Source organism: Pseudogulbenkiania subflava DSM 22618 (assembly GCF_900177275.1).
GTDB classification, from domain to species: domain Bacteria; phylum Pseudomonadota; class Gammaproteobacteria; order Burkholderiales; family Chromobacteriaceae; genus Pseudogulbenkiania; species Pseudogulbenkiania subflava.
Window position 1 is genome coordinate 29,197 of the sequence record NZ_FXAG01000006.1, and the last position, 11,746, is coordinate 40,942.

An 11,746-nucleotide genomic window follows, 5' to 3' on the forward strand; every position below is an offset into this window, starting at 1 on the left:
TCCTGATTGATGTCATGAGCGCCCTTGATCTTCTTTCAGCTTTCGCCGCCACCTTCACCCAGGAGCAGCGCCTGCTGACCCTGCAACTGGGCGACGGCGGGCGCTGGGGCGAGACACTGCTGCCGCTCGCCGTGCACGGCGACGAAGCGGTGTCCGACAGCTACCGCTATCGCGTCGAGTGCCTGTCGCCCGATACCGGCCTCGAACTCAAGAGCCTGCTCGGCGTGCCGGTACGGCTCGGCATCGCGGGGGCGGACGGCACCGAGCAGGTGCGCTGCGGCGTGGTCAGCGCCGCCGAGGCGGTGGGTAGCGATGGCGGCTTCTCCAAGTACGCGCTCACCGTCGAGCCGCCGTTCGCGCTACTGCGTCTGCGCAAGACGTCGCGGGTGTTTCAGGACTTGTCGGTGCCCGACATCGTGCGCCAGGTGTTCGCCGAACACGCCGCCGCCAACCCGGTGTTCGCGGCGGTGCAGTCGCTCGACTTCGCCTTCGCGGGAGAACTGCCGCCGCGTAGCTATTGCTTGCAATACCGCGAGAGCGACTACGATTTCGTCGTGCGTCTGCTGCACGAGGAGGGGCTGGCCTGGCGCTTCGAACAGGGAGAGGGAGCGACCGAGCGCGGTAGCGAAGCGTCGCGAGGAAATACGCCCCAGGTGACACTGGTGGCGTTCGACGATCCCTATTCTCCGCCGCCCGCCGGGGTGGAGCGGGTGCGCTTCCACCGCCGCGACGCCACCGAGGAAGAGGACGGCCTCACCCGCTGGGACAGCACGCGCCAGATCGTCAGCGGTAGCGTGGCACTGGCGAGCTTCGACTACCAGCCGGTCGCCACCGGCCACAGCGGGGATACCAGTGCCGTCGATCAAGGCACCGACGGCGCCCGGCTGCAAAGCAGCCTGCAGGACTACGACGTCCCGGCCCGTACTACGCTGGCGACGCCGACCAGCTCGCCCACTACGCCCGGCTGCGCCAGCAGGCGCACGATGCGCAAGCCAAGCGCTTCGACGGCAGTGGGAGCGTACGTGGGCTGACCGCCGGGCAGTGGTTCCGGCTCGACGACCACCCGGCGCACGAGGGGGATAGCGCCGAACAGCGCGAATTCGTCGTCACGCGCCAAACCTTCCAGGCACGCAACAACCTGCCAACCGAGCTGGCACGGGCGCTGCCGGCCAGCCTTCGGCCAACGTTGACGGCCGGCGCGGAGGCCGACACGTCGGCAAGCACCGTTCCGTACCACACCACCTTCAGCGCCCAGCGCCGCGGCCTGCCGCTCACCCCGGCCTACGCCGGCACCGCGCTGGCCAAACCCACCGCCCGCGGCGCCCAGACCGCCACCGTGGTCGGCCCAGAGGGGGAAGAAATCCACACCGACCACCACGGCCGCATCAAGGTGCAGTTCCACTGGCAACGCCCGGACGAACACCCGACCATCGGTGCCAACCTCGACGACACCTCAAGCTGCTGGCTGCGCGTGGCCCTGCCCTCGGCCGGGGCCGGCTGGGGCCACCAGTTCATCCCGCGCATCGGGCAGGAAGTGCTGGTCGACTTCCTCGACGGCGACATCGACCGGCCCGTCATTATGGGAGTCCTGTACAACGGCAGCCACCCGCCGCCCGCCTTCAGCGGCGCCGGCAGCCTGCCGGCCAACAAGACCCTGTCCGGTATCAAGAGCAAGGAACACCACGGCGGGCAGTACAACGAACTGCTGTTCGACGACACCCCCGGCGAAGTGCGCGCCAAGCTCTCGTCCGAACATGGCGCCACCCAGCTCAACCAGGGTTACCTCACTCACCCGCGCACCGCCGGCAAGGCCACCCCGCGTGGTGACGGCTTTGAACTGCGCACCGACCGCCACGGCGCCATCCGCGCCGGGCACGGCCTGCTGCTGAGCACCGAAGCGCAGAACAGCGCCGCCGGCAAACAACTGGCACGCGACGGTGCGCAAAGCCAGCTCGATGCGGCCCTGGCACTCAGCCAATCCCTCGGCGAGACCGCCACCGCCCAATTGGCCGACAGCGTCGAAACCGGCCCGGAAGAAATCAAGCCCGACAACAGCAAAGGGCCGAAGCAGACCGACGGCCACCTGCAGCACCATGTCGCGGCGCTGGAAGCGTGGGAAGCCGGGACCAACACCGATAAGGAATCCAAAACCGCCGCTAAAGGCGAGGGGTTGGCTCAAGCTGGTCAACAGCCCCTGATGGCCTTCTATGCCCCGGCCGGCCTGGCCGCCAGCACCCGACAACGCCTTAACGTTGGCCGCAGGCAGCAATATCGACCAGGTTGCCCAGCGCGACACGAACCAAACCTCGGGCCGGCGCTGGCTGCACAACGTGGGGCAGCACATCAGCCTGTTCGTGGCAGGGGTGAAGGACAAGGTGAGCCTGAAGCTGATCGCGGCGAAAGGCATGGTGCAGGTCCAGGCGCAGAGCGATGCCATGGAGCTGACGGCGGACAAGGACGTGGCCATCACCTCCTGCAAGGGCAAGGTGGTGATCAGCGCCAAGCAGGACATCCTGCTCACCAGCGGCGGCGGCTACATCAAGCTGTCCGGCGGCAACATTGATATCCACTGCCCCAGCACGGTGAGCATAAAAGGAGCAGACCATGCGCTGAGCGGGCCGGCCAGCTTGGACCTGCCGCTGCCGGTCATGCCACCGAATGAGCCGTGCAGAGGGTCTTTCAAAATCTGGCGCACGCCGGAGCGTTTGTTAAAAAACCGTCGCTATTGGCTGGTGGCCGACAATGGCAGCGAGATCAGCAGCAAGCTTGGCGATGACGGCCAAACCGGCATTCTGGGTACTCCGGAGATGGCGCAAATGACTCTGCATATCGCCGAGCTGCCCGATAACCAGCGGATCAGTGGCGACTTCCGGCAAAAGCTCTCCAAAGCCCAGGCAGTCACCCAGTTGCTGGATTGGCCAAGCCAGCAACTGGCCGGGCGATATCAGACCCCCATGTTCGACTGCGATCTGCAGCCGCCGACCTCTCCAACCAATTTGGAAGACTGACATGCCACAACTGGTTGGTTTGGCCATTTTTATTCTGGGCAGAATGCTCATCGTGCTGGGCCGGATTGTGGTCCAGCGGCTGATTCCCTTCATCAAGGATGTTTTCAAGTGGTTGGCACAGTATGGCCTGGAGGTAGGCAAAGACTTGCTGCTGGAGGCCATTCGCGCTGTGCTGGACCATACTGGAGGCACGATTGAAGCCTTGAAGAAGGAGATTCATCTACGCAGCTCGATGCTGCCGCGCAGCGGCAGCCCGGCACCGACTACCGGACGGCAACCACAGTACCGGCAGTATTATCAGCAGCCCATCCCCTACCGGCCTGCCATCGTGCGGGTGCTGCTACTTGCCGATAGCCGTTACGTGCCGGGCCATAAGGAAAAGGTGGCTCCCAAAGCCGGCAAGCCGGAGGTATTGCGCACCTTGACCGACAAATTGCTGGAAGAGCTGTTCAGCAAGCAGAAACAGTTGGCGGCGACGATCTTGTTTGAACTGGCCGATTTTTATCTGGAATGGAAATCGCCGTTGAAATCCGAACTTTGGTACAAGGCAAAAGCGCCTTTCCTGGCAAAAGAGCAGTTCCGCCCAGGCCGAAACGGGCTTTCATACAAAACCCCGCCGGGGCCGGGCTACCTGTCTGCGGATATCACCATCGTCGAAGATCGATTGAAAGCGCCGACGCTGAATAATTTGTTTGCCATTGTTGAGGTTAAGTTTGCCAATGACAGTTTTGGCAAGGAACAAGAAGAAAACTATGTTGGCAGCTTTCCTAAAGTGCCGTTGGCTCTGATTCGGGTGCCCGAAGATTGTCAAGGCAGCAGCAAGCAGCCCCAAAAAGGCAGCAGCTCGGGCCGACGTAAATAGAAGGATAAATATAGCATGACTCTGGATGATGACCTGCTCATGGAGTGGGCTGATGAATATCGGGCAGGCGACTTCAAACTGTCTGAGATTTACCATGGCAATGACGATGCAGGGAATGAGATCTGGCTCCACTGGGGGCTGCAAATTGGCCTGAGTTTGTATTTTCACGAGGGAAACACTCTAGCCAAACGGGAAATAGTTTGCCAACTGGCCGAAATCTTTCAGAACATTACCGGCGACGCCCTGCAATTGGTGAATTTCGGCCGTGGGGGCACGCATCGACTGGGCACTAAATATGGTTTGATTCGCGGGGAGAAAGAGAATTGGGAATCAGATAAAACGTTTTTCCTAGAGTTATCCTCTGGTGCAAAACGCGAAACTATTACGGAGTCAACAAACTTCAGTCTATCTGCTTGTGTACGTAAGCATGATTGTCAGGCTCTATTTGAAATGCAATATCCAATGTACAGCTATTTGCGGCTGCAATGCCCGGTGGTGTGGTTTGCCGAAGGCACCAACCGCCAAGCGCTGCTGGCCCTGTTCCGCCGTGCAGTGGTGGAACTGAACGCCGAGCAGGGCTACGGTGGCATCAGCTGGTCCCTACCAATTGAAAATGCATCATGGCCTGACTTCGAATACGCCGAACATTATTTTGCCGGCCAGTTCTACGGCATGGACATCGACAAGCCATTCAAGATGACCGATGGCCACGCCACTTGCTGGCCGCTGGAATGCGGCATGCGCTCGCCAGGCTGGCTCACCATCGTCGGCCCGCGCTTGCTGGCGCGCCTCGGTGGGCGGGATGCCGTTACGGCCCAACTGGCAGATGCCGCTGGCGTCGCCTGCGAAGCGGTTGGCGAGGCGCTGTGGCTCCAGGATGGTGAACTGCCGCAGCTATACCCGGTGGAACAGGGCATTCCGCCATCGATGACAGCGATTGCCGAAGCCATCAAACCGCTACGCGCCGAGACCCTGAAGCTGATCAGCTACCCGCGCTGGGACGGCGACGAAGAAATCGACCACGTGTTCTTCAACCTCGATAAATGTCGCCGCTGGCTGGCGCGCTTCGACCGCGATGGCGACTGGCCCAGCGCAGAACAACGGTTCTGCCGCCCCCCTGCACAACTCGATCAGCCTGCAAAACAGCGCATCCCCGGCGGCCACCCCTGCCCACAGGACGGTATCTGGTGGACTCCGGCCCAACCCGGTGCCCGCCACCATTTCACACGCGGCGAGATCATGCCGAATTTCCCGGGTTCCACCTACGGCGCGACGATCTGGTACCGCGAAGCCGAGTAAGCGCTGAATGCACAACGTGGGCCAGCACATCAGCCTCTTCGTGGCGGGGGTGAAGGACAAGATTGCGCTCAAGCTGATCGCCGCCAAGGGGCAAGGTGCAGGTCCAGGCACAGAGGGGGGAGATGGGGCTGACGGCGGACAAGGATGTGGCCATCACCTCCTGCAAAGGCAAGGTGGTGATCAGCGCCAAGCAGGACATCCTGCTCACCAGCGGCGGTAGTTACATCCAGCTTTCAGGCGGCAACATCGACATCCACTGCCCCAGCGTGGTGAGTGAGAAGGGAGAGAGTCACGAGTTGAGTGGCGCGGCAAGCATGAACTCAGTGCTACCAATGTTGCCGCAGTCCGAACGCAAAAATAGTTTAGAGCTGGCTCATTCTTACCCCGATTTACGTCCCGTTCCCGGCGCCCCTTATGTGATCCATTTTGTCGATGGCACACAGTTGCAAGGTGTACTGGATAGCAACGGTTACGCCAAGCTCGACAATGTTCCCGAGGGACCAATCAGCGTGTATTACGGGGAAGACACCAGGACCTATTAACCCAATGCCACGTTCCCGGACAACCCGATACCCTCTATGAAGACCTGCTCAGCTATGCACTGCCAGACCGATACGATGTGGATCACTGGTACCACGGCGATGCCTGTCGCGACATCGTGAATAGCACTTACGGCGATGATCCGACAGAACATCTTGCGGATCTGGGCCAATACGTCAAACGCAGGTACAAAACCAGCATGAAGGGCCTGGCCTAGCACAATACCCACCTCGAACCCAACCAGGCCGGCTACTACGGCTACTGGAGTTTCGAAGCCGGTGCCGTCGCCGTCCTTCAGGGGCTGGACGACAGCAAGCGGCGCGAATTCCCCAATTACCCGAAGGATATGATGGACTGGGCCAGGAACTTCCAGCCTGACAGCCCTGAATTCAAGCTGGACCGTTGCGAAGCCAACCACCCCTGCCCGCAAGCCGGCACTTGGTGGCCCCCGGCCAAGCCCGCCGCCCGCCGTGCCTTCGCCCAGGGCGAAGTGATGCTCGATTTCCCCAACTCCCGCTACGGCGCCACCATCTGGTATCGCGAGGCAGAGTAAGCCTAAACGTTGGCCGCGATTTGCCCATTGCGGCCAAGCCTCCATCGTGGCTCATCGGGATTCCCAGTTGCCGAAGCGCCCCCATAGGATTGCCGGCTTAAGCAAACATCGCGTGTTGCCGGGCTGAGCAGCCTCATCGTGCCGCTATTTTGCCTTACGCATTTGCGACATTGCCCGCAACGAATACGACGTCTCTTTTTTGCATACAAAATACCATTCTTAGCCGTTCGCCACCCAGCAAGCCTCGTAGCCGGATGCCAAAAACATCAATGCCAAAGACATTTTTTGACTAAGAAAAGCGCTATTGAGCCCTTCTCCCCCCTGTGACACTCTGAGCCCGCCTACCCTCCATCACAAGGGGGGAGCGATCAAAGAGAACCGGAGGAGAATGACATGAGAAAGACTGCACTATCGCTGTTGCTGGCTGCGTCCATGGCCCCGCTGATGGCTCAGGCGGAAACGATCCGATTCGGCATCGACGGCAACTACCCGCCCTTCGCCAAGCAGGCGGCCGACGGCCATCTGGAAGGGTTCGACGTGGATATCGCGCTGTCGCTGTGCGAAGCGATGAAGGTGACCTGCGAGATCGTGCCGCAGGAGTGGGACGGTCTGATTCCAGCCCTCAATGCAGGCAAGTTCGACGCCATCCTGTCGTCGATGCAGATCACCGACGAGCGCAAGAAAGCCGTCGATTTCACTAACCGCTACTACCAGACACCGAGCCGTATGGTCACCAAGAACGGCGTGGTCAAGGTCACCAAGGATGACTTCAGCGGCAAGCGCATCGGCGTGCTGCGCGCCTCGACCGAAGAGCGCTACGCCAAGGACCACTGGGGCAGGAAAGGTGTGCAGATCGTCAACTACGGCAAGGTCACCGAGGCCTTTCTCGATCTGAAAACCGAGCGACTGGACGGCGTGTTCGTCGACCAAGTGGTAGCCGACACCGAGTTCCTGAAGCGCGGCGGCGCGCCGGCCTATGCCTTTGCCGGTCCGGGGATTTCCGATACCAAGTATTTCGGCTACGGTGCCGGCATCGCCGTGAAGAAGGGCAACAACGCGCTGCGCGAGCGCTTGAACAAGGCGATCGAGACCATCCGCGGCAACGGCGTGTACCAGAAGGTGCAGAAGAAATACTTCAACTTCGACATTTACGGCAGCTGATAACGCCAACCGCACCGTAACCGATTCGACGTTCAACGCAGTGGAGCACAGGCATGGCAGGTCCTCGCATCATCATCGATCTTGATCGCATCAAAGAAAACACAAGCGTGCTGGTCGAGGCCTGCCGGGCGCAGGGCATCCAGGTCGCTGGCGTCACCAAGTCGGCCTGCGGCTCGCCCCGGGTGGCGCGCGCCATGGTGCGCGGCGGGGTGGCGCAGATCGCCGACTCCCGCCTCGACAACATCGTGCGGCTGCGGCGCGACGGCATCGCCGTCCCGCTGATGCTGATCCGCGCCCCGTCGCTGGACGAGGTGGAGCAGGTGGTGCGCCACGCCGACATCAGCCTGAACTCGGAACTGCAGACGCTGCAGGCGCTGTCGCGTGCGGCCATACAGCTCGGCGTGGTACACGACGTGGTGCTGATGATCGACCTAGGCGACCTGCGCGAGGGCATCCTGCCCTACGAGACGATGGACTACGTCGAGCAGATCCTGGCGCTGCCCGGCGTGCGCCTGATCGGGGTCGGGGCCAACCTGGCCTGTGTCGGGGGTATCCAGCCCACTGTCGACAACCTCTCCAACCTGGCCTATCTGGCCGACGAGATCCGCCGCCGCCACGCCATCGAGCTGCCCATCGTGTCTGGCGGCAACACCTTCTCGCTGCCGCTGCTGGAACGGGGACAGCTACCGGCCGGCATCAACCACCTGCGCCTGGGCGCCAGCATCATGCTGGCCGAATCACCCACCCCGCCAGGGCTATATGAAAAGCTGCACAAAGACGCCTACACCCTGACGGCGGACGTGATCGAGGCCAAGACCAAACCATCGCGCCCCTACGGGCTGTCCGGCGAGGACGCCTTCGGCCGCCGCCCGGTATTCGACGGCGAAGACCGCCCTTCGCGCCGGCTGATCCTGGCCATGGGGCGGGAGGACATCGCCCCGGAAGGGCTGCTCCCCTGCGACGAGCGCCTAAAGGTGCTGGGCGCCAGCAGCGACCATCTGGTCGTCGACGCCAGCGCGGCGGAGGCGACCTACCGGCTGGGAGACAGCGTCGCGTTCACGCTCGACTACGGTGCGCTCTTGATGGCCATGACCTCGCCCTACGTGGCAAAAGAATACCGACTGCGCTGCGCCGAAGCGGCGAAGGCCACCGTGATCAAGCTGTTCAACCTGGTGGAGAAGCTGACCGATGCGTGCGAGCCGCTCGCCAGCCATCTGCTGCTCAACGGTCTGCGCGAGGAATTGGAGCCGATCGGGCACGAATGCGTCGAGCACGGCAAGAAGAGTGCCGACAGCTTCTTCTGGAAGGCGCCGGTCGACAACAACGACCTGTACGGCTTGTTCTACCGCTCGTTCCGGCAGATTCCTCTGGTCCTGAGCGGCGGCACCTGGCACGACACGCCAGTTCCGGTCGGCCACGTTGCGGGCCAGGACGCGGGTGCCATCGTGTTCACCTCGCGCGGCAACATCGACAGGCTGCTGACGTTGAAGAAGCAGAAGCGCGGACCGAGCCTGGAAAACACCGTGCTGATCGGGGTGCGCCACACCAGCCTGGAAGACAAGGCACTGCTCGACGACTACGGCGTGCGGCTGATCACCATCGACGAGATCGACCGCCATGGTCTGGCGAGCCTGATGCCCCAAATCATCGCCGCAGTCGGCCAGGGGGTGGCCGGGCTGCACGTGCACTTCGACATCGACGTCATGGACGGCCGCGATCTGGGACGTGACGACCCGACCCACCAGGGCGGGCTGACCTATCGCGAAGCGCACTTCGCGATGGAGCTGATCCATGAGAGCAGCCTGTTGCAGGCCGTCTCGATCGGCGGCCTGTCCGCCGAGGCCGACGCCGACGGACGCTTGGCCCGTTTCATCAACGGCCTCTTGGCCTCGCTGCTGGGACGCAAGGTGGTCAAGAAAATCGGCACGGCGGCCGTATAACCCAGCCTCCATGAACCAAGGGGGCGGCCACCGCTGCCGCTCCCCTCCTGCACTCGGCGGTCACGTCGTTATAATGGACGGCTCTGCACCTACCATCCGAGACGCCCATGAGCCTGCAATCCGTCCGCGATTTCTTTGCCCGTGCCGGGCACGACATCCCCATCATCGAGCTCGACACCAGCACCGCCACCGTGGCGCTGGCGGCCGAGGCGCACGGCGTCGAGCCGGGGCGCATCGCCAAGACGCTGGCGTTCCGCCTCGCCGACGAACGCGTGGTGCTGGTGGTGGCGCGCGGCGATGCGCGCATCGACAACCGCAAGTTCAAGGACACCTTCGGCAAGGGACGCATGCTGCCGGGCGAGGATGTGGAGCGACTGACCGGCCACCCGGTGGGCGGAGTCTGCCCGTTCGGCCTGGCCACCCCGCTGCCAGTCTATCTGGACGAATCACTCAAGGACTTCGACGAGGTGATGCCGGCCGCCGGCGGCGTACACACCGCGGTGCGTCTGAGCCCGCACAAGTTGGCCGAAGTGGTCGGCGGCGAGTGGGTAGCGGTATGTCAGCCGGTAACGGAAATCGCCTGAACCAACCGCCAGCCAATCCTCTCGAGCATAGCGAGGCTCCCTTGCAGGGCAAGGGCGGGGGGATTGGGAATCGACGGGCAGGCTGCCGGGATTAAATACTTACGTGGAGAGGCCCGGCTCTGCCGGGTCCTGTAAAAACGCATCAAAGCACTTGGTCTGCAGCCTGAAACCCGACGCTGCGGCGTCGGGTTTTTCATTTATCCGGCCGGCACCGCTCAGCCGAGGTAGCGTTGTTCCAGATGGGCGCGGAAGTAGGCCGGATTGAGCGCCTCGCCGGTGGCACGCGTCACCAGCTCGTTGGTCTGCCAGCGGCTGCCCTGGCTCCAGATGTTCCGCTCAAGCCAGCCGAATACCGGGACCAGGTTGCCGGCGGCGATCTGCGCGTCCAGGTCCGGCTGCTGCCGGCGCAGAGCGGCGAAATATTGCGCGGCGTACATCGCACCCAGCGTGTAGCTGGGGAAATAACCGAAGCTGCCGTCGGTCCAGTGGATGTCCTGCAGGCAGCCGTCGCGGAAGTTACCGCGCGTGTCGACGCCGAGGTAGGCCTGCATCTTCTCGTCCCATAGCGCCGGGATGTCCGCAGCCTCGATCTCGCCCTCGATCAGTGCGCGCTCGATCTCGAAGCGCAGGATGATGTGCGCCGGGTAGGTCAGCTCGTCGGCGTCGACGCGGATGAAGCCGGGCTGCACCCGGGTATAGAGCCGCGCCAGGTTGGCCGAAGAGAACGCGTCCTGTTCGCCCAGATGCCGTCGCACCAGCGGCGCGATCAGCTCGAGGAAGGCCGGACTGCGCCCGAGCTGCATCTCGAACGACAGGCTCTGGCTTTCGTGGATGCCCATCGAACGCGCCAGCCCCACCGGCTGGCTGAGCCAGTCGCGCGGCAGACCCTGCTCGTAGCGGGCATGGCCGGTCTCGTGCACGATGCCCATCAGGCTCTGCACGAAGTCGTCCTCCCGGTAGCGCGTGGTGATGCGCACGTCCTCGGCGACGCCGCCACAGAACGGATGCACGCTGACGTCGAGCCGCCCGCCGTCGAAATCGAAACCGAGCAGCTTCATCACATCGAGACCGAGCGCACGCTGCCGCTCGACGGCAAAAGGCCCGACCGGGGTGATCACCTCCTCGCCCGCCTGGCGCTCACGCACTTGCCGGATCAGCCCGGGCAACCAGCTCTTGACGTCGGCGAACACACTCTCGATGGCCGCGCTGGTCATGCCCGGCTCGTACTTGTCCATCAGCGCATCGTACGGGCTGAGGCCGCTGGCTTCGGCCAACCTTCGCGCCTCCTCGCGCGACAGCCGCACCACTTCGCGAAAGTTGGCGAGGAAGCCGTCCCAGTCGTTGGCCGGGCGCTGCGTGCGCCAGGCGTGTTCGCAGCGCGAGCCGGCCAGCGCCTTGGCCTCCACCAGTGACTCGGGCAACAAGTTGGCCTGCTCCCAGCTGCGGCGGATTTCGCGCAGGTTGGCACGCTCCATCTCGCCGAGGTTCTCCTCCTCGGCGGCAGCGATCTGGCCTGCCAGACCGGGCTCGGTCAGCGTGCGGTGGATCAGCACCTGCAGTTCGGCCAGCGCCGCCGCGCGGGCCTCGTTGCCCTTGGCCGGCATCATCGTGGCCTGGTCCCACGAGGCGATGGCGTGGAGGTGCTGGTATCGGTAGAGACGGGTGAAACGTTCCGCGAGCGCGGAATAGGCGGAAAGGGTGGTCATGGCGGCTCCCGTTGTCGTGCCGGACAGTGTAATTCCAAACGGTACGGGAAACGAGAACACGGCACAGAAGCAGCCTACCGCTGGCCATGCCCC

Annotated in this window: 8 protein-coding genes and 2 pseudogenes; 9 read left to right on the plus strand and 1 reads right to left on the minus strand. The window is 63.1% G+C overall.

Translation table 11 applies throughout. The features are described 5' to 3' along the window. Nucleotides 1–14: 14 nt before the first annotated feature. From B9N72_RS07280 to B9N72_RS07320, 9 genes and pseudogenes are all read left to right on the plus strand, one after another. Nucleotides 15–3,008, plus strand: a pseudogene (locus B9N72_RS07280) (type VI secretion system Vgr family protein). A 1-nt stretch (nucleotide 3,009) separates the two neighbouring features. Beyond that, nucleotides 3,010–3,870: a hypothetical protein gene (locus B9N72_RS07285; protein WP_085275768.1), complete on the plus strand. Its 861-nt coding sequence runs from the start codon at nucleotides 3,010–3,012 to the stop codon at nucleotides 3,868–3,870. Nucleotides 3,871–3,885: 15 nt separating this feature from the next. Further along, complete coding sequence (locus B9N72_RS21405; RefSeq protein ID WP_085275769.1) at nucleotides 3,886–5,169, plus strand: type VI immunity family protein; 1,284 nt, start codon at nucleotides 3,886–3,888, stop codon at nucleotides 5,167–5,169. Nucleotides 5,170–5,291: 122 nt separating this feature from the next. Next, complete coding sequence (locus B9N72_RS20660) at nucleotides 5,292–5,711, plus strand: DUF2345 domain-containing protein (protein ID WP_327078284.1); 420 nt, start codon at nucleotides 5,292–5,294, stop codon at nucleotides 5,709–5,711. 227 nt (nucleotides 5,712–5,938) lie between these two features. Beyond that, nucleotides 5,939–6,046 (plus strand): annotated as a pseudogene (locus tag B9N72_RS21575) (PoNe immunity protein domain-containing protein); the annotation flags it as partial. Nucleotides 6,047–6,058: 12 nt separating this feature from the next. Beyond that, a complete protein-coding gene (locus B9N72_RS21415) occupies nucleotides 6,059–6,262 on the plus strand; it encodes a hypothetical protein (RefSeq protein WP_234985913.1) in 204 nt (67 codons plus the stop codon). Nucleotides 6,263–6,655: 393 nt separating this feature from the next. Continuing rightward, nucleotides 6,656–7,423 carry a transporter substrate-binding domain-containing protein gene (locus tag B9N72_RS07310; protein ID WP_085275773.1) on the plus strand — a complete coding sequence of 256 codons (768 nt, stop codon included), beginning with the start codon at nucleotides 6,656–6,658 and terminating at the stop codon, nucleotides 7,421–7,423. Nucleotides 7,424–7,476: 53 nt separating this feature from the next. Beyond that, on the plus strand, nucleotides 7,477–9,363 hold the full coding sequence (locus B9N72_RS07315) for an alanine racemase (protein WP_085275774.1): 1,887 nt from the start codon (nucleotides 7,477–7,479) through the stop codon (nucleotides 9,361–9,363). Nucleotides 9,364–9,470: 107 nt separating this feature from the next. After that, entirely contained in the window at nucleotides 9,471–9,947 is a 477-nt protein-coding gene (locus B9N72_RS07320; RefSeq protein WP_085275775.1) for a YbaK/EbsC family protein, read from the plus strand. 215 nt (nucleotides 9,948–10,162) lie between these two features. Here the strand turns inward: B9N72_RS07320 and B9N72_RS07325 are convergent, their stop codons facing one another. After that, a complete protein-coding gene (locus B9N72_RS07325; RefSeq protein ID WP_085275776.1) occupies nucleotides 10,163–11,653 on the minus strand; it encodes a carboxypeptidase M32 in 1,491 nt (496 codons plus the stop codon). Between the last annotated feature and the right edge of the window lie 93 nt (nucleotides 11,654–11,746).

What these genes read in the sequence shown, in the direction of transcription:
- B9N72_RS07285 (WP_085275768.1), top strand. Translation starts at nt 3,010, where the DNA reads ATGCCACAACTGGTTGGTTTGGCCATTTTTATTCTGGGCAGAATGCTC.
- B9N72_RS21405 (WP_085275769.1), top strand. Translation starts at nt 3,886, where the DNA reads ATGACTCTGGATGATGACCTGCTCATGGAGTGGGCTGATGAATATCGG.
- B9N72_RS20660 (WP_327078284.1), top strand. Translation starts at nt 5,292, where the DNA reads ATGGGGCTGACGGCGGACAAGGATGTGGCCATCACCTCCTGCAAAGGC.
- B9N72_RS21415 (WP_234985913.1), top strand. Translation starts at nt 6,059, where the DNA reads ATGGACTGGGCCAGGAACTTCCAGCCTGACAGCCCTGAATTCAAGCTG.
- B9N72_RS07310 (WP_085275773.1), top strand. Translation starts at nt 6,656, where the DNA reads ATGAGAAAGACTGCACTATCGCTGTTGCTGGCTGCGTCCATGGCCCCG.
- B9N72_RS07315 (WP_085275774.1), top strand. Translation starts at nt 7,477, where the DNA reads ATGGCAGGTCCTCGCATCATCATCGATCTTGATCGCATCAAAGAAAAC.
- B9N72_RS07320 (WP_085275775.1), top strand. Translation starts at nt 9,471, where the DNA reads ATGAGCCTGCAATCCGTCCGCGATTTCTTTGCCCGTGCCGGGCACGAC.
- B9N72_RS07325 (WP_085275776.1), bottom strand. Translation starts at nt 11,653, where the DNA reads ATGACCACCCTTTCCGCCTATTCCGCGCTCGCGGAACGTTTCACCCGT.